23 protein-coding genes are annotated in these 22,092 nt (G+C 37.8%); 12 read left to right on the top strand and 11 right to left on the bottom strand.

Annotation, left to right across the window (positions count from 1 at the left end; all coding sequences use genetic code 11):
- The first annotated feature begins 57 nt into the window (after positions 1-57).
- Positions 58-2,289 carry a B12-binding domain-containing radical SAM protein gene (locus FBD94_RS23445; RefSeq protein WP_205945305.1) on the top strand — a complete coding sequence of 744 codons (2,232 nt, stop codon included), beginning with the start codon at positions 58-60 and terminating at the stop codon, positions 2,287-2,289.
- Between the two features lie 94 nt (positions 2,290-2,383).
- Positions 2,384-2,614 (top strand): hypothetical protein, encoded by a 231-nt coding sequence (locus FBD94_RS23440; protein WP_136882033.1) that lies wholly within the window; start codon positions 2,384-2,386, stop codon positions 2,612-2,614.
- Between the two features lie 28 nt (positions 2,615-2,642).
- Here FBD94_RS23440 and FBD94_RS23435 read toward each other — a convergent pair whose 3' ends face one another.
- The 3 genes from FBD94_RS23435 to FBD94_RS23425 all read right to left on the bottom strand — a co-directional run bounded on the left by FBD94_RS23435 (position 2,643) and on the right by FBD94_RS23425 (position 4,200).
- Positions 2,643-2,849: a hypothetical protein gene (locus FBD94_RS23435; RefSeq protein ID WP_131610627.1), complete on the bottom strand. Its 207-nt coding sequence runs from the start codon at positions 2,847-2,849 to the stop codon at positions 2,643-2,645.
- Between the two features lie 129 nt (positions 2,850-2,978).
- Positions 2,979-3,644, bottom strand: a complete 666-nt coding sequence (locus tag FBD94_RS23430) for a class I SAM-dependent methyltransferase (RefSeq protein ID WP_136882032.1) — start codon at positions 3,642-3,644, stop codon at positions 2,979-2,981.
- Between the two features lie 106 nt (positions 3,645-3,750).
- Positions 3,751-4,200: an SRPBCC family protein gene (locus FBD94_RS23425; RefSeq protein ID WP_136882031.1), complete on the bottom strand. Its 450-nt coding sequence runs from the start codon at positions 4,198-4,200 to the stop codon at positions 3,751-3,753.
- A 546-nt stretch (positions 4,201-4,746) separates the two neighbouring features.
- Between FBD94_RS23425 and FBD94_RS23420 the strand changes: the two genes are divergently transcribed.
- Positions 4,747-7,302: an adenosylcobalamin-dependent ribonucleoside-diphosphate reductase gene (locus FBD94_RS23420; protein WP_136882030.1), complete on the top strand. Its 2,556-nt coding sequence runs from the start codon at positions 4,747-4,749 to the stop codon at positions 7,300-7,302.
- Between the two features lie 97 nt (positions 7,303-7,399).
- Here the strand turns inward: FBD94_RS23420 and FBD94_RS23415 are convergent, their stop codons facing one another.
- A complete protein-coding gene (locus FBD94_RS23415; protein WP_131610631.1) occupies positions 7,400-7,627 on the bottom strand; it encodes a hypothetical protein in 228 nt (75 codons plus the stop codon).
- The gene (locus FBD94_RS23410) at positions 7,593-7,847 is read right to left on the bottom strand and encodes a hypothetical protein (protein WP_131610632.1); all 255 of its coding nucleotides are present in this window, start codon (positions 7,845-7,847) and stop codon (positions 7,593-7,595) included. The genes FBD94_RS23415 and FBD94_RS23410 overlap by 35 nt, the downstream gene beginning before the upstream one ends.
- Before the next feature lie 522 nt (positions 7,848-8,369).
- Between FBD94_RS23410 and FBD94_RS26045 the strand changes: the two genes are divergently transcribed.
- Together FBD94_RS26045 and FBD94_RS26040 are read left to right on the top strand one after the other, a co-directional pair.
- Positions 8,370-8,543, top strand: a complete 174-nt coding sequence (locus tag FBD94_RS26045) for a hypothetical protein (protein ID WP_169472392.1) — start codon at positions 8,370-8,372, stop codon at positions 8,541-8,543.
- Between the two features lie 3 nt (positions 8,544-8,546).
- Positions 8,547-8,705, top strand: a complete 159-nt coding sequence (locus tag FBD94_RS26040) for a hypothetical protein (RefSeq protein ID WP_165503658.1) — start codon at positions 8,547-8,549, stop codon at positions 8,703-8,705.
- A gap of 159 nt (positions 8,706-8,864) precedes the next feature.
- On the opposite strand, the gene FBD94_RS23405 is transcribed toward FBD94_RS26040, so the two are convergent.
- Together FBD94_RS23405 and FBD94_RS23400 are read right to left on the bottom strand one after the other, a co-directional pair.
- On the bottom strand, positions 8,865-11,225 hold the full coding sequence (locus tag FBD94_RS23405) for a mechanosensitive ion channel family protein (protein ID WP_235884632.1): 2,361 nt from the start codon (positions 11,223-11,225) through the stop codon (positions 8,865-8,867).
- A 222-nt stretch (positions 11,226-11,447) separates the two neighbouring features.
- Positions 11,448-12,095, bottom strand: a complete 648-nt coding sequence (locus tag FBD94_RS23400) for a response regulator transcription factor (protein ID WP_131610634.1) — start codon at positions 12,093-12,095, stop codon at positions 11,448-11,450.
- Between the two features lie 337 nt (positions 12,096-12,432).
- Between FBD94_RS23400 and FBD94_RS23395 the strand changes: the two genes are divergently transcribed.
- The 4 genes from FBD94_RS23395 (at position 12,433) to FBD94_RS23380 (ending at position 18,444) form a co-directional block, all read left to right on the top strand.
- Positions 12,433-12,954 carry an RNA polymerase sigma factor gene (locus FBD94_RS23395; protein WP_136882029.1) on the top strand — a complete coding sequence of 174 codons (522 nt, stop codon included), beginning with the start codon at positions 12,433-12,435 and terminating at the stop codon, positions 12,952-12,954.
- A 64-nt stretch (positions 12,955-13,018) separates the two neighbouring features.
- Complete coding sequence (locus FBD94_RS23390; RefSeq protein WP_136882028.1) at positions 13,019-16,012, top strand: CheR family methyltransferase; 2,994 nt, start codon at positions 13,019-13,021, stop codon at positions 16,010-16,012.
- On the top strand, positions 15,957-17,591 hold the full coding sequence (locus tag FBD94_RS23385; RefSeq protein ID WP_169472391.1) for a PAS domain-containing sensor histidine kinase: 1,635 nt from the start codon (positions 15,957-15,959) through the stop codon (positions 17,589-17,591). The genes FBD94_RS23390 and FBD94_RS23385 overlap by 56 nt, the downstream gene beginning before the upstream one ends.
- Positions 17,592-17,598: 7 nt before the next feature.
- On the top strand, positions 17,599-18,444 hold the full coding sequence (locus tag FBD94_RS23380; RefSeq protein ID WP_136882026.1) for a chemotaxis protein CheB: 846 nt from the start codon (positions 17,599-17,601) through the stop codon (positions 18,442-18,444).
- A gap of 23 nt (positions 18,445-18,467) precedes the next feature.
- On the opposite strand, the gene FBD94_RS23375 is transcribed toward FBD94_RS23380, so the two are convergent.
- Together FBD94_RS23375 and FBD94_RS26035 are read right to left on the bottom strand one after the other, a co-directional pair.
- The gene (locus tag FBD94_RS23375) at positions 18,468-18,908 is read right to left on the bottom strand and encodes a response regulator (RefSeq protein WP_136882025.1); all 441 of its coding nucleotides are present in this window, start codon (positions 18,906-18,908) and stop codon (positions 18,468-18,470) included.
- A gap of 22 nt (positions 18,909-18,930) precedes the next feature.
- A complete protein-coding gene (locus tag FBD94_RS26035) occupies positions 18,931-19,101 on the bottom strand; it encodes a hypothetical protein (RefSeq protein WP_169472390.1) in 171 nt (56 codons plus the stop codon).
- 227 nt (positions 19,102-19,328) lie between these two features.
- Here FBD94_RS26035 and FBD94_RS23370 point away from each other — a divergent pair, with 227 nt between their 5' ends.
- Positions 19,329-19,706 (top strand): DoxX family membrane protein, encoded by a 378-nt coding sequence (locus FBD94_RS23370; RefSeq protein ID WP_136882024.1) that lies wholly within the window; start codon positions 19,329-19,331, stop codon positions 19,704-19,706.
- Between the two features lie 56 nt (positions 19,707-19,762).
- Here the strand turns inward: FBD94_RS23370 and efp are convergent, their stop codons facing one another.
- Positions 19,763-20,323 (bottom strand): elongation factor P, encoded by a 561-nt coding sequence (gene efp, locus FBD94_RS23365; protein WP_131610641.1) that lies wholly within the window; start codon positions 20,321-20,323, stop codon positions 19,763-19,765.
- Positions 20,324-20,422: 99 nt separating this feature from the next.
- Positions 20,423-20,773, bottom strand: a complete 351-nt coding sequence (locus tag FBD94_RS23360; RefSeq protein ID WP_235884630.1) for a DUF488 domain-containing protein — start codon at positions 20,771-20,773, stop codon at positions 20,423-20,425.
- Positions 20,774-20,906: 133 nt separating this feature from the next.
- Here FBD94_RS23360 and FBD94_RS23355 point away from each other — a divergent pair, with 133 nt between their 5' ends.
- Complete coding sequence (locus FBD94_RS23355; RefSeq protein WP_136882022.1) at positions 20,907-21,704, top strand: HipA family kinase; 798 nt, start codon at positions 20,907-20,909, stop codon at positions 21,702-21,704.
- Positions 21,682-22,065, top strand: coding sequence for a DUF3037 domain-containing protein (locus FBD94_RS23350; protein ID WP_131610644.1), 384 nt, complete (start codon positions 21,682-21,684; stop codon positions 22,063-22,065). Before FBD94_RS23355 ends, FBD94_RS23350 begins: the two co-directional genes overlap by 23 nt.
- Positions 22,066-22,092 lie beyond the last annotated feature (27 nt).

Below are 22,092 nucleotides of genomic sequence, written 5' to 3'. Positions count from 1 at the left end.
AATATTTAGCTCCTGAGGCTTTTCTGTTTAAAATAAGGCATAAATACTAAAATAATTATGGATATTTTTGTATCGAAATACAATTCCATTTTGAAGACAGATCTTTTCCTTATTACGCCACCCTTTACACAGCTAAATACACCGTATCCTGCAACTGCATATATCAAAGGTTTTTTAAATACTAAAAATATTTCTTCAACTCAGGCAGATTTAGGCATTGAAGTGATTCTGGCTTTGTTTTCTAGGAAAGGCCTGGAAGATCTTTTCGTGCATGCAGAGGGCCTGACGGATCAGTCAAAAAGCTTAAATGCAAAGCGGATTCTTGCTTTAAAGAACGATTATATTAAAACCATAGATGGGGTAATTGCTTTCTTACAAGGCAAAAATCCAACCTTAGCCTTGCAAATTTGTCAGGAGGATTATTTGCCTGAAGCTTCAAGGTTTGAGCAATTGGATGAGTTGGATTGGGCATTTGGCACAATGGGAACGCAAGATAAGGGTAAGCATTTAGCGACACTGTATCTTGAGGACATTTCTGACTTTATCATTGAATGTATTGATCCTAATTTTGGCTTTAGTCGCTATGCCGAAAGATTGGGTAGGAGTGCAAATTCATTTGATGAGCTTTATGGAGCTTTAAATCAGGAATATACCTATATGGATAAACTCCTGATCGATATTCTGGAAGAGAGAATTTCTATTGTTCAACCTAAGCTATTCATCATTTCTGTTCCTTTTCCTGGTAATTTGTATGCCGCTTTTCGTTGCGCACAATATGTGAAACGGACTTATCCCGAAATTAAAATATCAATGGGTGGCGGTTTTGCTAATACCGAGTTACGTTCCCTTTCTGATCAAAGAGTATTTGAATTTTTCGACTATATTTCCTTAGACGATGGGGAGTTGCCAATTGAATTGATCTATGATTCAATCACAAAAGGTGGGGCCTTTCACCTGTATAAAAGAACCTTTCTATTGGAGAATGGAGCCGTTGTCTATAAGAATGATGCTTTAAGAAGCGATTATAAGCAATTTGATGTAGGAACACCAGATTATAGTGATTTACAATTGGATCGATACATTTCAGTTATAGAGATTGTAAACCCAATGCATCGGATGTGGAGTGATGGTCGCTGGAACAAGTTGACGATGGCGCATGGCTGTTATTGGGGGAAATGTACATTTTGTGATATTTCACTGGATTATATAAAGGTTTACGAGCCTGTAGCCGCTAAATTGATTGTAGACCGCATTGAAGAATTAAGCGAAAAAACTGGCCAGAACGGCTTTCATTTTGTCGACGAAGCTGCTCCGCCAGCCTTGATGCGGGAGGTTGCGCTGGAGATTTTAAGAAGAAAAATCTCTGTAACCTGGTGGACAAACATTCGGTTTGAGAAAAGCTTTACGAGGGACTTATGCATTTTACTTAAAGCATCAGGTTGTATTGCTGTTTCTGGAGGGCTAGAAGTGGCATCGGATAGATTATTAAAGTTGATTGATAAAGGTGTAACTGTTGAGCAGGTAGCTCAGGTTACCCGAAATTTTACGGAAGCAGGAGTATTGGTTCACGCTTATTTGATGTATGGTTATCCAACGCAAACTATTCAAGAGACCGTAGACAGTCTGGAAATGGTTAGGCAATTGTTTGAGGCGGGCGTTTTACAATCTGGCTTCTGGCATCAGTTTGCAATGACTGCACATAGTCCTGTTGGCATGCATCCAGAAAGATTTGGCGTAGTTAAAGAGACCGAGACTATCGGGACCTTCGCTAATAATGACATCAACTATATCGATAAAACAGGAATAGATCATGATAAATTTAGTTTCGGTTTAAAGAAATCGCTTTTTAATTTTATGCATGGCATTTGTTTCGAATACAAATTGCAGGATTGGTTCGATTTTAAGATCCCTAAAACAGCGATTCCTTCGGATTTTATTGAGAAGGCTATAGGTGAGGATAGTAAGCTGAATACTAAGCCAACGGCTAAAGTAATTTGGTTAGGAGGAAAGCCTGATATAGAAGTCTTTACAAAGTATAAGAAGAATAAGCCACAGGAAATGTTGATTTTAACCTTTTACGATAAAAAGGAAACCTTTAATATCGAGGTTAATAAACCTGAAGGGGAATGGCTGGCTTCAATCGTACAGAAAATATCAGTTTCCAATACGCAGGTTTATACGTTTCAGGAAATTAAAGCTGATTTTGAAAGGACAATAGAACATTTTGAATTGTTCTGGTATTCAGAACCCATTTATAATTTAAGAGATTTCGGGCTGTTGGTTTTGTAGCTTGGTTGATCGGATAAATGTTTTATGCTTCGAAAATTTTGAATATATAAGAACATACACAATAAAAACGCATTTTCGACGCTATATTTGCACTATGAGTTTACCGATGCGCATCAACTTTGATGAAAAAGACTATACCTACATTATCATTACGAAGGGAATAACAAAAGAAACCACTGCAATCCATATTAACCTGAATGGTATGGAATATCAGCTGGTTTGCAATTCAAAAGGAGATTGGGATGCTGTTGATGCGACTGTAAACGATCATCCTGGCCTGCTTAAAGCTATAGGAAGAAACATCAAGCTTCGGTTTCGCTTGTAAGGAGTTCTGTTAATCCAAACGGTTGGATCTATTCCTTAGGGGCTTTTTTTACTGGGTGTATCGGTTGTTCACTTTCCTCCCTTTTTTTTGCGGGGTTTTTAAAGTTAGCTTCTTCTTTGTTGTAATCTTTATCCTCAGGCTTTTTTACAGCCTTATTTCCAACTGGAACTTTATCCTTGGCCTCTTCTCTGAAGTTGCTGCTTGGATTTTCATTCTTCTTTTTAGCTTCGCTCATATCTAATTCTTTAACGCAACTACTGGCGTTATCTAATGGTATAACAATTATTTTTTGCGAATTGTTTAGTATTTAATTACAATTGATGGCCCTTCTAGGTAATAATAGGTCTCTCCTAGGAAATGGTAATTACTTCTTAAATGAAATGACTGTATTTAAGTTCTCTCTTTCCACATTAAGGTAAGAAAAATTGAATTTTGAAAAGACTTTTTTCAATTTTTTATGTGAGGGGTGGATGTGAATGAATTTAATGTCAAAGATTTCGTTAAACCAATAATTGAGACTTAAATAAATTTTTTTTACCAATTTTTCCTTTTTTATTTTGTTGAATAGCCAATTCTCGTTATTAACGATAATGTAACCATAGCCCCCATCATTAACTAATGAAACTATTAAATCAGCAAATTTGTAATCATTGAAACAGTAATACCAACAGATTCTATTAAAGAGGATGTCATATTTCCCCTTAGCGCTTTCTAAGTAACCTAGTGAAAATTTAATATCTACATCTTCGGTTTTTGATTTTTGACTAGCGATGTCCAAATAATTTTTACTGATGTCGTGCCAGGTAACTGCCGCGCCTTGTTTTGCAAACTCAATACTGTATTGACCCGGTCCCCCTCCAAGATCAAGTAGTGTTTTATTCGTAAATCCGTCAGAAAATATTCCGATTTTATTTACCAATTCTGTGTCAATTTTTTTGAACTCAAAGTCAGTATATCCTGCGGCGTATGCTAGTGGGACTGGGTCGTAACCCTTTTCTGGTCTTTGAAAATAAGATTTTAATTTAAGCATATTTTTAATTTTAAATGAAAAATGCGCTTAAAGGAGGGGCTAGTAGAGCCACCAGGAAAACCAATCCTGATGGCTTCTTAAAAAAAAATCTAGAATAATTGTTGAATCAGGCATCTGGTATCTCAGGTTCTACTAGCTTAGCTAGCTTCTCCAGGGATTCTTGCCATCCTAAATAACACATTTCAGCGGGTATAACAACAGGAATCCCTTCTTGTTTTATTTTTATTTCTGTACCCACTATAGTTTTCCTAAGCCACACAGAAGTGATCATTTCGCCCGGTAAATTAGGGTCATCAAATTTATCGGTGTACTGCAGAAACTCATTAGGTTTAAGTTCAATGTATTTTCCTCCAAAGGAGTGGTCGTTCCCAGTACTGAAATTTTGAAAAGACATTCGAAATGAACCTCCTATTTCTACATTCATTTCATGAACGGTGCAAAGAAAGCCGTACGGGGGCAGCCATGAAGAAATTGCTAATGCTTCAGTGAATGCGCGGTATACCTTTTCTGGAGATGCTTTTAGGATTCTGTGTAATGAAACATTATTGTCTGACATAACATCATTTTTTTTTCGTTTCCTACTCGTCTGGCTTTTCGGTTTCGCCCGTTTTTAATGGTTGCTGCTCCAATTTTGCTGGGATTATTTTGTTAATTAACATCAGCATTACAAAATTGGTTTGAAAATTTGCTTTTGATAGTGTGTGGATATGACAATATAAGGGGGGAATTGCGACCAGGTTTGTATTAGTCTGTTTTATTGTATTGGGAGTTTAATTATTCTAGTTAGCTGTTAGACTCGGTAGGATTGCTGGCTGTTTAGTCTTAGGAATTTCTTTTTTGCTGCATGCCGTTGCAAATAACAGTGCGGTACAAAGAATAGATTAATAGACTGGCTAATTGGTTATTAAGGTTTAAATCGTTTGTTTTAATTTTTATATATTTTAAAAATTTGTAAACTTTTTGTAATCTTAAAAAATGTAAATAATTGTAATTCAGTGTTTTGGTTGTTGTTTTTTGAAACTTTATTTATTTCGTACTTGCGTTCGGTTTTCAAATAAGTATCTTTGTGTTCTATTCTTCATTAAAAAAAACGCTATATAATATGAAAGCCGAAGCCTTGGAACAAGCCCAAATCACCTATACTTCTGATGAAGCCTATCGCAAATCTCTTGACTATTTTCAGGGCGATGACCTTGCAGCCCGTGTATGGGTAAATAAGTACGCATTGAAAGATTCTGCAGGTGTAATTTACGAAGGCACACCTGATGACATGCACCATAGGATTGCAGCTGAGATAGCTCGTATAGAGGAAAGATATCCTAATCCTTTATCAGAAGCTGAGGTATTTGAGTTGATCCGGAGTTTTAAATATATTATTCCCCAAGGTAGTCCAATGACTGGCATTGGCAATCCACATCAAATTGCCTCACTTTCCAACTGTTTTGTGATTGGTAATGACGGTGATTCCGACTCTTATGGTGGGATCATGAAGATTGATCAGGAACAAGTGCAGTTGATGAAAAGACGAGGCGGTGTGGGACATGACTTGTCGCATATCCGTCCTAAAGGGTCGCCCGTAAAAAATTCGGCATTAACTTCTACTGGTATTGTTCCTTTTATGGAACGCTACTCCAACTCTACACGTGAAGTGGCACAAGATGGCAGGAGAGGCGCGTTGATGCTTTCTGTTGCGATTAAACATCCAGATGCAGAAGATTTTATTGATGCAAAAATGGAGCAGGGTAAAGTGACTGGGGCAAATGTTTCTGTGCGTATCGATGATGCATTTATGAAAGCAGTCGCTTCGGGCGAATCTTACCAGCAACAATATCCAATAAACAGCAACAATCCTGTTTATCAGAAAACCATAGAGCCAACGGCATTGTGGAATAAGATTGTTCACAATGCATGGCGTTCTGCAGAGCCGGGTATTCTATTCTGGGATACCATTATAAGAGAGTCTGTGCCTGATTGTTATGCTGACCTAGGTTATCAAACGGTTTCTACTAATCCTTGCGGAGAAATCCCATTATGTCCTTATGATTCATGTCGCTTACTTGCTATTAATCTCTTCTCTTACGTAGAAAAGCCTTTTACATCTGAAGCTTATTTCAACTGGGAGTTGTTTAAAAAACATATCCATGCGGCACAACGTATGATGGATGACATCATCGATCTGGAGTTGGAGAAGATAGACGCAATTCTTGAAAAGATTGCTGAAGATCCTGAAGGGGAAGATATTAAACGTACAGAGATGAATCTCTGGTTAAATATCCAAACCAAAGCTAAAGAAGGAAGAAGGACAGGTATTGGCATTACTGCTGAAGGTGATATGCTTGCAGCAATGGGCTTACGTTATGGTAGCGATGAAGGTACAGCATTTGCTGTGGAGATTCATAAAACCATTGCTATCGAAGCTTATCGTTCTTCGGTGATTACTGCAAAAGAAAGAGGTGCTTTTGCCATATTTGATGCAGATAGGGAAAAGAATAATCCATTTATACAGCGTCTAAAAACTGCAGATCCAAGCTTGTACAATGACATGATGGAGTACGGCAGACGTAACATCGCTTTGTTAACTATTGCTCCAACAGGAACAACCAGTCTGATGTCTCAAACCAGTTCGGGAATTGAGCCGGTGTTTATGCCAGTATACAAAAGAAGAAGAAAGGTAAACCCGAACGATAAAGATGCACGTGTAGATTTCATAGATGAGGTGGGAGATTCCTGGGAAGAGTATGTGGTTTTCCACCCGCGTTTTAAGCAATGGATGGAAGTTAATGGTCATGACCTTACTAAAAACTATGCGCAAAAAGAGTTGGACAAACTTGTGGAACTGTCACCATACTATAAATCTACTTCAAATGATGTTGATTATTTGAAAAAAGTGAAGATGCAGGGTGAAATCCAAAAATGGATCGATCATTCCATCAGTGTAACGATCAATATGCCTTCAGATGTAACAGAAGAACTCGTTGGTGCAGTTTATATGGAAGCTTGGAAATCAGGCTGTAAAGGGGTGACTGTTTATAGGGATGGTTCACGTTCTGGAGTACTGATTTCTAATGATGCACCTAAAACTGAAGAGACTGAAGCGGAAGCTCAACACACGTTCTCAACCACAAGACCTGCGATTTTGGAAGCTGATGTAGTTCGTTTTCAGAATAGTAAAGACAAATGGATTGCCTTTATTGGCTTGATGGATGGTAAACCGTATGAAATTTTCACTGGTTTTGTGGATGATGAAGACGGTATTTTATTGCCAAGATGGGTAAATGACGGTGTAATTATTAAGAGTCGAGAAGCAGACGGCAGTTCACGATATGACTTTCAATATAAGAATAAACGTGGTCATAAAACAACTATCGAAGGATTGTCTTATAAGTTCAATCCTGAGTATTGGAATTACGCCAAGTTGATATCAAGTACATTAAGACATAGCATGCCTATTGAGAAAGTGGTAGATCTAATTAACAGCTTGCAGTTAGATGAAGCCATAAACACTTGGAAGAATGGGGTGGCTCGTGCACTAAAACGTTATGTTCCTGATGGTACTGTAGCGAACAAACAACAGTGCCAGAACTGTAATTCTACCAACTTGCATTACCAGGAAGGCTGCTTAACCTGCAAGGATTGCGGCTCGTCAAAATGCGGTTAAGCCCTCAGGTATATACTCCTAAAGTAAATATAAAAAGTCTGCTCATGTTTAATGATGCAGACTTTTTTATATGTAATTTCTGCAAGATAATGAGCTTTTAAAGATCGTCGATATCATCATTAAAATCTTCGTCGTCCTCGTTCAGGTCAAAATCCTTCTCGTCCAAATCCTCTTCAACAGGGAATTGGTCCTCATCATCTTGTCCATCTTCCTCGAAATCTTGCTCGTCCTCTCCGTACTCTTCATCATCCTCTGGGTCAACTGGGGGAGTGTGCTGTTGGAAGATATGATTAGCGTCTAATGATCTGTTCTCGTTGTTTTTCATTGTCTTTTCTTTTGTTACCTAAATTAGTTTTTGGAACGTCTTCCTCCATTATGTTTTCATTGAACTTGTTTTCGGACTGGTCATTAAGATTTTCAATTGCTGGCAGTTCGTGGCTGCTTCTCCGATCTGTGCTGCTATGATATTTAGGTGTCGTTAAATTCTCTGTTTTTTCAACGTCGTATTGCTTTGAACCTGGTTTTGGTGTTTCACGATTTTTCATTGGAATAGGTGTTTTAAAAATGTGAATGCTGATATTTTAATGCTCATAACAATCAGTTATTATCCATATATGAAACACAGGTAATAACTGATTGTTTTATGAATAAAAAGGTTACCATTTTTTTCTAATGTATGCAAAAGATGCTGATTGTCAATTTGCATGTTTTTATCTGATTGTACTTTGAGGTAATTTAATTCACCATGTATTAAGGGATGTTACTCGGCTGTTAAGCGGACACTACTCGGCTCCACCCAAGTAGTGTCCGGGTAATGTCCGGGTAATGTCCGGGTAAGTAGGGGTTGCAGACTGCTTTCAAGCGGTTAACTGAAAAGAAATTTTTAGTAGGGAAATCACTAGTTGTAACATTCTAGTTATGTCATAGAAAGTTTGTGTTCATTAACAATTGTTAACTTTTATGGTTGATAGATTTTCTTGTTTTCTCAGGAGAACCGATATGTCATTTTATTAAAAACTCAAATCAATTCTGGATTGACGTTGTTCTTAGTTACTAATTATATAGTTATGAAAAGGCAAAAGAGATCTGATCACGATACGGATAAAGCGTTAGTTAAAGTGGGCAGCGTAACTCCTCCTAAAAATAAAAAGCTACAAACTGATTTACCTCTTGCTGAAAAGGATGAGGTAAAACAGGCAGAAGAAGAGCAGCGAAAACGAATGAAAGGTGAGAATTCTTAAGTCATGGAAAGGAATAGCATAATAGAAGGGGTGGTTGTCGTTCTGGTGATCTTGCTGATCATTTTTCTGATCAGCAAGAATAGGAAAGATCAGAAACAAATGGAGGAGGAAATTAAGAAGTCGGAAATTGATCCAAAAAAACATGATGATAAACATGTTTAATGCACCAGAAAGGGGAGATGCCATGGAATTTAGCGTAAATGCTCAAAAAGAGCAAACGGATCTGCTGAAAGATGCAAAATCGCTTGACGCTTTACTAGAGCGTATGGGGGATGCACATTATGTACCTATCCTTTTTCCTTCTAATTACCTTTCTTCCTACTATGAAATCTCTATTTCTTTCTCTTCAAACGCCTCAAATATTTGTGCAATGATTATACTTCTTGTCAGATCTGCATCGGAGATATCTTTGCACCAAAAGTATATTTTTATATTGCTGTTTAGTTTACTTACAGGGTTGATCATAATCACTGGTTCTTTATTGATAAAGACGTTGTCATTTTTAGTAATAATATCCCTGATTTGGTTCACTACTTCAGTTGAATTGAAAGGCTTAGCAATAGTTAAAGAAATATCTATGCGCATTTGGTTATTGCTAAGTGTCCAATTGATGATATTGTTTGATAAAATGGAACCATTGGGAATAATAATCTCTGCACCTTCATCAGTAAGCAATGTACTGGCGCGGACACCGATCTCCTTAACTCTTCCTTTCTTGTTGCTTAGCTCTACAACATCACCGATACGGATAGTCTTATCAAAAATAAGGATGATCCCTGATACAAAATTGCTCACGATATTCTGTAAACCCAGTCCGATACCTACACCAAGGGCACCAAGGATCACGGTTATTTTGTCGATCGGGAGTCCGGATGCAGCAACAGCGATAAGGAATCCTCCAATGAGCAATACCAATCGTGTAACTAATAATTTCGAGCGCTCCCCTTTATTATCCTCGATGCCATCATCGCCGGTATCACCAAAGAAATAGGCAATGTATTTCTGTAAAAAGTTAGCTGTCCAAATGATTCCTAAAAAGAGCGTGATACCCCCAAAGGTAAAAGAGAAGTTTCCTATAGTTCTTTTTTCAATAAGGATCTCCATGACAGACTCATACAGGCCATTAAAAATATTGAGGTTCGTAGTAAATATCACAAACCAAATAATTGTAGTCCCAACACCAGTAAGTCGTTTAAGACCTGATGTTACCGGCAGCCAGTCAAAATATTCAGGGTATCCTTTACGGATTCTGCTACTTTTCATTTGAAGCAGGAAAGCCTCTACCAGTACTTTTGCCAGAATGGTTAAGGATATTGCGTTTAACAAGGAGTTTACACCGGTAGAATAGAAAATCTGGGTAAGCGTAAAACGTCCGAAGATATTGCATAAAGTAGCAATGAATGCGAAGACTACATAGATAAATCCGGTAATCAGGATCATCCTATACCTTCTGGCTTTCTCATCCAGTTTCCTCAGGATAATGATGCCATAAGTGGTAGCACTAAGACTCAAGAAAAGAAGAAGCCAACGCTGGTATCTTGGAGGCATTCCTAAAAGACGCAGGAAAACCGGCGCAAGAAGGAATAGTACAAATATGCACCAATAGTAAAATAGCTTTGTGGGCAGTTTTTTATAGAAAAATGCAGTCAGTAAAATGGCAAGTAAGATCTGTACCGATTCGATATAAAGTGCCGGGGCCCTTAGGTCGAAGATCGGTGCCAAGGTAAAGAGCATGATAAAGGTAATCAGATAAGGCTTTGGTCTGAGTAAGGAAAAATCGTCAAGCGCTTCCAATCGGTCGCGTTGTTTCATACTCCTGTAATTGAAAAATACCCAGAGGAAGAAAGTGACACAAGTAAGGAGCAGTAACATGCGACTACTGCGGGTGTACACAAAATAATAGCCTGATATTTCCTGTTCACCACCGATAAACTTACGGAATCCAATCCCTCTATTAGCCTTACGGTTTACTGATTCCCAAAGGTAACGTCGCTCTTTCCCGAAAGCTTTTATACTTACAGCGTCAAGCTGGCTATCTGTAAGGTACATTAATTCTTTAATGTTTATCAGGTTGGATGAAGTTCGTGCCTGGAGGTTGTTAATTGTTAATGTGGTCGTCTTCAGAAGGCTATCCATTACCAGCCGTTTTTTCTGCAGTTCTGCAAACTGATCTTTAAACATAATTCGCATAGCAGGCAGCGTAAAAAGTTTAATCAGCACCGTGTCTTTTCGCAGGTTGAGAATCTCCGTTTTCAACTCCCGCAATTGTTTTTCATATTCATCGAGATCCGCCAGGCAATCCTTGTTGTTGGTTTGAAGCTCTTCAAGTAAGGTCTGGTCCATTTGCAGATTTTGAAGGTTCAGCCCTCTGTCTCCTAGTGTAAGCCTGCTTTTTAGCAGGGTAAGGGCAGCCTCATCTTGTGTTAAATGTACTGCTATCGGTTTTAGATTCTTGAAAGAGCCTACGGTAACGGGAACTTTGTTTATCGTTTCAAATACTTTCTCGAGATGAATAAGGTAATCGCCCTTTGTCAAGGTTGCAGAGTCGGAAAGGATGGAAACGTCCTGACCTTTATCCATTGGCTTACTTTTCTGTGCAAGCGTTGGAATGGAAAAGCACAAGGCCATTAGTAAGACTATCGCATTGCGAATTGCTATTGAAAAAGGTTTTTTTACTATCATTTGATCTATAGGAAGTGCTGAGTAGATATTCGGGATGCATAAATATGCATTGGATTCTTCAAAAATAGTTAAAGATTTGCTCTAGTTTTCATTCTTGCATATTAGCTTTATTATTTTTTTTTAGATTTTTAAAACTATTTACTGCATTCTTACGTATGTATATATGAGAGCGTTAATGGGTGCGTGTTATTCGTAACACGTGCCCTTTTTATTTTAGGGCCTTCAGGTAATCAAGCGGTTTTTTATGGCATAACGGATCAATGAAGCTGTATTGTTTTGGCTAGTCTTTTGCAATAGGCTCTGACGGTGTCCTTCAATGGTACGTTTACTCAGGAATAGTTTGTTGGAGATTTCGTTGTTAGTCAATCCCTCGGCAATCAGTTCTAAGACTTGAAGTTCTCGCTCAGAATATTGGCTAAGATTCTTGGGCTCCTGGTCTTGACATAGATGGTTAATTTGGAACTTTATAAGTTTTTCTATTAGCTCGATCCCCATATATTTTCGGTTTTTGTTCACCATTTTTACAGCGAACTCCAGCTCTTCTGTGTCAGCACTTTTTAAGAGATATGCATTTGCACCTGCATTAAAAGCTGTCGAAACATGATTTAGATCGTCATACATAGAAAGTATAATTACTTTAATACTTGGATCAAGTCGTTGTAATGCTATAGTTAGCTCTGTACCGTTCATTTCTGGCATATTCAAGTCGGATATGACAATGTCGATTTTTTCGCCTGTTTTAACAAATTCGAGCACCTCCAAGCCATTTGCACATTCTTTGATCACTTTTATATTTCCAGGTTGCTCTACCAATTTTTTAAGTCCACTGCGTACGATGGAGTGATCGTCAGCCAATACAATGCTAATCATGTTTTTCGGAATTTAATATTTGATTGTCAATGCTATATTACTATTTATCGGTGAGGTAACAAAGCTTCTGTCACATTGTTTTTTTTTAAAATGTATAATATACTACTCAATAAGGGCCCTTCAATAACCAGATTGGGCATTTTAACTGGGTGGTTTAATACGGTTTGACTGGTTGTTTCTACGTGTTTTAGTATACGGTAAGTACCGATATTTTGTATGAAAACCTCTTGATTTTTGATTTAAATGACATTATCTAATGTGCAGGTAACTTATGTGATTTTTTTGGCACATTGTTTCTACCTCTTTTGGTATAAGGGGTAACTAAACTATAAACACTATGAGCGTATTAAATTTGGATGATGAGATCTGTAACTATAGATCCAGTCTTGAAGCATTCGCACTTAAATTCACAGGTGATGTGGAAGATGCGAATGATCTGGTACAGGATACTATCTTGAAAGCTATTCGCTATATGCATCTTTACAGGAAAGAAACCAATTTAGCTGGCTGGTTGTACATCATTATGAAAAATACTTTCATTAACAATTACCGCTATAATGTGCGAAGAAGAGCTGTTATAATTTCGACCGACAATCTACTGATGTATCAGACTCAAAAAAATTCGGCTGCAAATGTTGGTGAGGATAAGTTCATTTTGAAAGATATTCACACCGCTTTAGCCAATCTGGAGCCTGAGTATTCTACTCCTTTTTTGAGGTATTTTGAAGGATATAAATACCATGAAATTGCTATTGAAATGGATATCCCTATGGGGACGGTTAAAACCAGGATACATATAGCACGACAGCTATTAAAAAGTCAATTAAAAATGTACAAATCGAGGGCTTTAAATTTCTAATTCAAAAATATTAACCGGATAAAGTTTTTAGCACGTAAATTTGGTTCTGAAAATACCCCGGTTAATGAAGAAGAATAAATTGACTCAAAATACGAATGCAGAAGACTTGTCTCAGGAACTGAAGCAACTGGAAAAGAAAAGTAATCAACGCATTTTTTTTCCGATTGTGGCGTTAGGCGGGTCTGCCGGTTCATTCCATGCATTTGAACAATTCTTTCTCCATATGCCAATCGACAGTGGTTTTGCATTTGTGATTGTGATGCACTTGCAAGCCAATACAGGTTTAAAAGCTGCTGATTTAATTCAGAAGTTCACAGCCATGCCTGTCCAGGAGGCAGAGGATGGTTTGCAAATTGTAACTAATCATGTTTACATCATCCCACCAGATCGGGATATGGGGATGCATAACGGACATTTGTTAATGTTTAATATATCACGCTCCAAGGGGGCACATATGGCCATCGATTACTTTTTGCAGAGCCTGGCAGAAGATCAATGGAACCACGCCGTAGCCATTATTTTTTCTGGAATGGGTGCTGATGGGGAAAATGGAGTCAGGATGATTAAGGAGAAGCTAGGGATGGCGATGGCGCAGTTACCCGAAAGTGCAGAATACCCGAGTATGCCAGCTGCTGCAATTAAAACAGGGATGGTGGATTATATTTTAATTCCTGAAGAAATGCCCCTGAGGTTGATTCAGTACTTGAACCATCCGGCGCTTCAAGAACCAATTTCGGAGGAGCAGTTGCTTGAGCGTAATAACTACACCCATATCCAAAAGATTCTGATGCTACTTCGTTCGCATACAGGTCACGATTTTACTTTATATAAAAAAAATACCATCAGCAGAAGAATTGAAAGGAGGATTGCATTTCATCAGTTGCCAGATTATATGCATTATGTAAACTATATGCGCGAAAATCCTCATGAAATTGAAGCGCTCTTTAATGAACTACTTATTGGAGTTACTAAATTTTTTAGGGATGGTGCGGCGTTTGATGCGCTCAAACCACACTTATATGCAAAATTGGCTCAAAAGAATAATGATGAGCCTATTCGGATTTGGATTGCAGGCTGTTCGACAGGTGAAGAAGCATACTCTCTGGCGATTTTATTGCTTGAGTATCTGGACTCTTTAAAATCAGATAGCCCACCAAAGGTGCAGATTTTTGCCACGGATTTGGACCCCCGTGCGATAGAGCAGGCGAGATCTGGTTATTACTTTTCAAATATAATCTCTGAAATTTCAGCCGAAAGACTGGACCGCTTTTTTGTAGCCAAAAATAACGGCTATGTGGTCAAAAAGAGCGTTAGAGGAATGATAGTCTTCGCTCAACACAATTTGATTAAAGATGCACCCTTTACCAAGTTGGATCTGTTGTGCTGTAGAAATGTAATGATTTATTTGACGGCAGATTTACAGAAAAAGCTAATGCCTATATTTCATTATTCGCTTAACCACAATGGCTTGCTGTTTTTGGGGCCAGCAGAATCTGTAGGTGTTTTTAGTGATGCTTTCCATTTGATTGAGTCTAAATGGAAAATATATGAGCGCAAGGAAGGTACAGATGGTGTGGCGAAAATAATAGATTTTCCGTTCCATATATCCAATGCACCAGCAAAAATTTCGAAAGAAATTCCAGAGATCCCAATAATCAAAAATGTAGTAGCAGAGAACTTTCATAGAATTTTATTAGAGGAGTATACACCGGCTTCTTTACTAGTTAATGAGAAGGGCGATATCCTATATATCAATGGTATAATGGATAAGTACCTGCAGGTTACTTCTGGTGAGGCCACTATGAACATCTATAAGATGGTGAAAGAGGAACTGAAATACGTAATTAGCAATGCCATTCACCAGGCAGCTGTCCAAAAAGGATCAGTAGAATTTACAGATTTAAAGTTGCAGGAAAAAGAGGTATTTACGCTTGTTGATTTAACGGTGAAATATATCACCACAAATCATTTGCAAGGGCTATTTGTACTGTCATTTAAGGAAAAAGGTCCTGTGAAGAAGAAACGGTCTCGTGCCATAGATTCGATTAGGGGAGAAGCTGTTAAGGAACTGGAAAATGAATTGGTGTATACCAAGCAACAATTGAATACCACCATTGAGCAAATGGAAACCTCGCTGGAAGAATTGAAATCAACCAACGAAGAATTACAAAGTACCAATGAAGAATTGCAGAGCACAAATGAAGAGGCCCTGACGACAAAGGAAGAAATGCAATCTTTAAACGAGGAATTAATGACGATTAATCTTCAATATCAAAACAAGACGGAAGAATTGACCCGCTTAAACAATGATATGAAGAATTTGCTGGATAGTACGGAAATAGGTACTATATTTTTAGACAATCACCTTAATATTCTGCGTTTTACACCTCAGGTAACCAAATTGTTTAACGTGATTTCTTCTGATATTGGTCGTTCTATTACCCATATTGTTTCAAACTTTGACTACCCTGCTATTGAGGCTACAATTGTAGAAGTGATTGAAAAGTTAAGTGGCAAGGAATTAGAAGTAAGAACTCGTAAAAATGATTGGTACAACCTACGGATCATGCCCTATAGAACTATTGATAATTTTATCAGTGGTGCTGTATTGACATTTACTAGAATAACTCCTGTTAAAGCCTTGGAAGATCGGTTGTCGACTTTATTGTCGTATGTCCGGAAATCAATAAACAGCATGAATGAGGCTGCGGTATTATTAGATCATGAAGGGAAAGTGCTGGCAGTGAATAAATTCTTCTTAACGATGTTTAATCTTAGGGAATTTGAAATTAAAGAACTATTATTGATAGATTTTGTTCATAATAGATGGAATACGAAGAAGTTGGATACCTTACTGGATGGTTATGAAGATAAGGAAATGTATTTGCAGCATGAATTCCGTGGTTTGGGCGTTTTGAAATTGATGGTCGGTGTTAATTACCTGTCAATAGAGGAATCAGAAAAAAATGGGGCCACAATTGTTACTTTTAAAGAGCAAGAAAATGAAACCAAAAAAAGTCGGGAACAAGGAGAAGATAATTTCACTGCTCCGAGCTAGACTTGACAATTCAGGAGATGCTTCAACGCTATCTGGCGAATATGTTAACGATGATCAATTGGCATTACTATTAGGAGAACTGGAGGTTTTTCAGCTTGAACTCGAAATGCAGAACGATGAGTTGTCTGCCTCTTATCAATTGCTGGAAACAGAACGTGCAAAATTTGCAGGTTTTTTTAATCGGGCACCGGTAGGTTATTTTATTCTTGATCATCTTGGCCTTGTTGAGGAGGCCAATCAGACAGGCGCGGATTTATTGCGGATTTCTAAAAGAGATATTTTGGAAAAACGTTTTCAGAGTTTTATAGCGCCCGAAATGTGGGAGTTGTTTTATGGTTTTTTACATAAAATGCAAACCAATGTAGGTAAGCAGAATTGTGAAATTAAACTTTTAATTGCCGGAGATCTTAAGATTTATACCCGAATGGAAGGTGTCGCGATTGTGAACACTTTCACGGAAAGACTTCAATATTATATCACTGTTATCGATATTTCTGAAAGTAGAGCTGACCAGCAAAAGCTGATAGGTACTGCCAAAAGGCTGGAGTTGACGCTTAAAGCTTCAGGAACGGGTACCTGGACCATGACGGTAGCTACAAACCAGGTATTTCTTGATGAATTTAGTTTGTATTTATTCGAAATTAATCCCTGGGAATTTGATGGTAGCACCAGATCATTTATCTCATTTATCCATCCAGATGATCAACACCTGGTTAGACAAAGTTTGTCTGATGCAACCCACTATGGTGGGGATGTTGAAATGGAATTTAGGATTGTAACTAAAAGTGGTAAAACCAAAATTGTATCTGCTAAAGGACAGCAGATCAATAGCGCTGGAGCTGATAGTTATTTTGCTGGTATTGTGATGGATATTACAGAAAAGACAAGGTTAATCCAGGAGGCTCAACAGCGTGATAGTGAACAACAAAGGTTAATACTTGCTGCGACTTTTAAAGCGCAAGAAAATGAAAGAAATAAAATAAGTAATGCGCTACACGATAGTGTATGTCAAATTCTTTACGGAATCAGGCTTAATGTTCAGAATATCCAACATAGCCAAAATTTGAATGCTGAATTTCAGAATATCAACCAGCTGCTTGCCCTGGCAATCACCGAGACTCGGGAATTGTCTTATAAACTTAGCCCTTCCGTGCTCAGAGACTTTGGTTTTAAAGAGGGAATAAGGGAGATGATTCAGCGTTTAAGTACATCGGGATTCAAGATTAAGAGTTCTTTAGATGCATCGGCTGACTTGCTTCACCCGGATCTTCAATTGTATGTTTTCAGAATGATCCAGGAATTAGTGAATAACTGTATTAAACATGCTAATGCAACAATCGTTAAAATTATAGTTTGTGCAGAAGGTGACTGGGTAAATGTAAAAGTTTCAGATAATGGAAAGGGTTTTCAGGTTGGAATTGATGAGTCATTAGCAAAGGGATCTGGCGTAAGATCTATTAAAAATCGAGTTTTTCTACTAAACGGAACCATGGATATTGATACTTCAAAATCAGGTACTCAGGTTATCATTAAATTTAAGAAAGATTCACCTGCGCTTGGGCTTTCATCTTATAGTTAAACAGGTGATGGAGACAACGGTTAAAAATATCGTTACGATTGGCGCATCTGCCGGTGGAATTGCGGCCATTACAAAATTACTGTCGACCGTAGATAAGGACCTGAATGCTGCGCTTTTTATTGTTATTCACATTTCCAAAAAATCGCGCACTGATGTTATCCTAACCCAATTACAGAAATATACTGCCTTTAAATGTGTGATTCCTAAAGATGGCGAGGACATACTAAATCAAATTGTTTATCTCGCCCCGTCTGATTGCCATATGATGGTTAGGCGGGGTAAGATTTTAATTCGAAAAGGGGCGCTCGAAAATCATTGGCGACCATCAATTGATGTATTGTTTCGTTCTGCGGCTGCTGCTTATGGTTGCAATGTTACCGGCATTGTGCTTACTGGGCTGTTAGATGATGGTACTTCGGGTATGTCAGCTATCAAAAAGAGTGGCGGAACCTGTATTGTTCAGGATCCTGCTGAAGCTGATTTTCCTGATATGCCCAGAAATGTGCTGCAAAATGTTGCTGTCGACTATAACGTGCCAATAGCTGATATGGGGTATATTCTTTCTGATCTATTGAGTCGTGGAGACTCGGACATGTATGATACACCAACTGATGTATTGCTAGAAAATGACGTTACCATGCGCATGAACAACAATTTTGGCGATTTAGTCAATAAACAGCTAAAAGGAGTGGAAGAGTCACTTTGGGTGGCCATAAGGATGATGGAAGAAAGAAAAAATTTGTTAAATTCTATGAGTGATCAAAATGAAGAGGCAAAAGAAATGGCTGATCAAATGATCACTCATATTGCACGCTTAAAAAAGATGCTTCAAGAAATTGGAAAAAAATCTTAATCCCTACGGTCAGGATACGCTTGTCAAAAGCGCATCTCTGCCTTTTGCAAGTGGTTTTTAATTTTTTGAACTAAATAAGTTGGATTAAATGGTTTTCCAACAAAGGAATCACAACCATATCGGCTTACAGATAAGAACATGTTATTGTATGCTGAGCAGATAATTACTGGTAGCAAGCGGGTTTTTGCACATCGTTTAATTTGATTACAAAGTATTTCACCATTTAAAATGGGTAAACTATAATCTAATAAAACGAGGTCCGGTTTAAAGTTTTCAATCAATATTAGTATATTTTCAGTACATCGATAAGCCCGAACAGTATAACCTATCCGGGTAAGAATCCGGTCAAGTAACTTTACACAAAGTTCGTCATCTTCAACAATCAGAATTCTTTTTGAAGATTGTAGGGGAGGAGCGGCGCTGATAGCCATATCAGTAAAATCTGCACGAATCATGTTTTTCATAGATAAATACACTAATTACATATTAAATTGATTTTTTCTTTCTTGGAAGCGATTTTAATGAGCTAGTCTTTTCTTTCCCCCACTCCCAATCTTCCTTAAAATCTTCATCCGCATGGAAATAGTAACTAGGATTACCGCTTACACTAGTTTTCGGAAAATTGTGACGTTTCCCTTCATTTGGTTTTGTCTTCATAGCTTTTTGATTTATTTTTCATAGTCTACAAAATGGATTATAAAGCTAATGACTATGATTTGGTTGCGCAATGAGGTTTATACGCCTTTTTAAGCGGCTAAATACGTGTTTTTGCAATTGGAGATAAATTCCGTTTTTGACCATTATTGTTGCCTATTATTTTTTGAACTAATCCATGTCAAAATTGTTATGTAAATTACATATGATTAACACTAACCTAATAAACTATGAAGAAGATCATTCTATTTGTCCTAAGTCTCCTTTTTGGACTGATGTTTATAAACGCAGGATTGAATAAGTTTTTTAATTATATGCCTGTACCTAAAGATTTGCCTGAAGGTATGATGAAAGTAATGACTGCCTTTATGACCATAGGCTGGTTGATGCCGCTTATTGCAGTTGCAGAAATTGTTGGTGGCGTGCTTTTTATTATCCCTAAATATAGAGCGCTCGGTGCAATAATTATCCTTCCTATTATGATAGGTATAATTTTAACACACCTTACTTTAGCTCCTTCGGGTTTACCAATGGCTCTTGTATTGTTTGCAATTAATATTTGGGTAATCATTGAAAATCGTGAAAAGTACCTACCAATGATAAAATAAAGGGCAAAAAAAAGCGGCTCACATTTCTGTGAGCCGCTTCAAAAGGTCTTATTTACTTATTTAACACGTTCAACATATTCGCCTGTGCGTGTATCTACTTTAATTTTATCACCTTGATTTACAAACAAAGGTACTTTTAGTTCGATACCATTTTCTGTTGTAATAGTTTTTAATGCACCAGAAGAAGTGTCACCTTTAACAGCTGGCTCAGCGTAGGTAACTTCCAATTCTACAAAGTTTGGAGCTTGTGCCATGATAGGCTCTTCACTTTCTATAGAAACGATCACGTCCATACCTTCTTTTAGGAACTTAGCTGAAGGTCCAAATAGAGATTTAGGAATATTGAATTGATCAAAAGTGACATTATCCATAACCACAAAATAATCACCTTCTTCATATAAATATTGATAATCACTCGTTTCTACACGGCAAATTTCAACCTGCTCGTCAGTCCCTAAACGGGCCTCAACAATTTTCCCTGTTTTAATGTTACGAAATTTGCCTAAGTAGAAAGCTCCACCTTTACCTGGAGTACGATGTAAGATTTCCGTAACTGTTACCAGCTCGCCGTTAAAACGTAAAATGTTTCCTACTTTAATTTCAGATGCTTTTGCCATAAAAGATTTAATTGTAAAATTTGAGCGTAAAGATATACGCTTTTTTGATAAAATACCATCAACTCCTAAGCCACCTGCAATTATTCAGATAAATTTTACCTAATCAGCTTCGCCAATTTCTCTTTTTAAAAATTCAAGCAATACAGAAGCGTGATTGTACTGTTGATCATGCGCAGCATACAGCAGGGTAATAATTGGTTGGGTTTCCTTTATTTTTAGAAGCTCTTTTACGCCCTTATTGGTCGCCAATTCTTCCAAATAGTTTTTTTTAAAGATCTCCCATTTTTGAGGCTGGTGATCAAACCATTTACGAAGCTCGGTAGATGGAGAAACTTCTTTCAACCAAAGCTGGATATGAGCATCTTCTTTCTTTAAACCTCTGGGCCATAGTCGATCAACCAGGATACGGAAGCCGTCATCTTTTGATGCCGGCTCATAAATTCTTTTCATCTTAATCATGCGTACTAAACCTTAATTATATTAAATGTAATTAATTGTAAAGGAATAAAAGACATTCAGTACCCTGTAGGTTGCAGAGTTTCTATATCTTTATGCCTGATTTTAGAACGATTAAATGCGTATTATGAATAATACAGAGCTGGCATTGCGATCGGTTAATGTAACCAGGTATGTCACTCCTTTAAGAGAAGGGGGGTCGATGCCTGCAATTGCGGAGGCTGATGATGGATTTTTATATGTGCTTAAATTTCGAGGTGCGGGGCAAGGTGCAAAAGCACTGATTGCAGAGATATTTGGTGCCGAAATTGCGCGTGCACTTGGTTTGAAGGTACCTGAAATTGTATTTGCCAGTTTAGATGAGGCATTTGGGAGGATAGAACCAGATGAAGAGATACAAGATTTGCTGCGGGCAAGTGAGGGCCTCAATCTCGCTTTACACTATCTTTCTGGAGCGATTACTTTTGACCCACTGGTTACTGTAGTGGATTCAAAATTGGCTTCACAGATCGTATGGCTTGATTGTTTGCTGACCAATATGGATCGTACAGCAAGAAATACAAATATGTTGATCTGGCACAGAGAGCTTTGGTTAATAGACCATGGTGCATCTCTTTACTTTCATCATTCCTGGCAAAATTGGAAGGAACAAGCGTTACGCCCTTTTATATTGATTAAAGACCATGTTTTGTTGCCTTATGCTTCAGAACTTGAAGCGGTAGACAAAGCTTTTCGTGCGATACTGACACCGGCACTTATTGCCTCAATAGCGGCGTTAATACCTGATGAATGGTTGGTTGATGAATATTCGTTTGAAAGTCCGGAAGAGCATAGACAAGCTTATATTCATTTTCTTGAAACCAGATTAGACAATTCAAATATTTTTGTAAAAGCAGCACAAGATGCAAGAGAAGCACTTATTTGAGTATGCCGTAATTCGCGTTGTACCCAGGGTAGAGCGCGAGGAGTTTATGAATGTGGGCGTTGTTGTGTATTGCTCCAAAGAAAAATTTCTGGGGGTTTTAATGAACCTGAATACGGAAAAATTAAGTATGTTCTGTCAGGATTTGGATCTGGAGGTGTTGGAAGGCAATTTGTGTGCTTTTGAGCGGATTTGTGAAGGTGCCGAACAGGGCGGTACAATTGGGAAGTTGGATATGGCATCTAGATTTCGATGGTTAACAGCTACCCGAAGTACGGTTTTACAAACATCCAGGGCACATGCAGGCTTATGTACCAATGCAAATGAGACCTTATTGAAATTATACAATCAAATGGTACTTTAATTGTTATATTTTGCAGTATTTTAAATG

Origin of the sequence: Pedobacter hiemivivus (assembly GCF_005144565.1) — a bacterium.
In the GTDB taxonomy this organism is placed as follows: domain Bacteria; phylum Bacteroidota; class Bacteroidia; order Sphingobacteriales; family Sphingobacteriaceae; genus Pedobacter; species Pedobacter hiemivivus.
The sequence above is the reverse complement of the archived record's forward strand: the minus strand, read 5'-3'. Positions and strand labels throughout refer to the sequence as shown.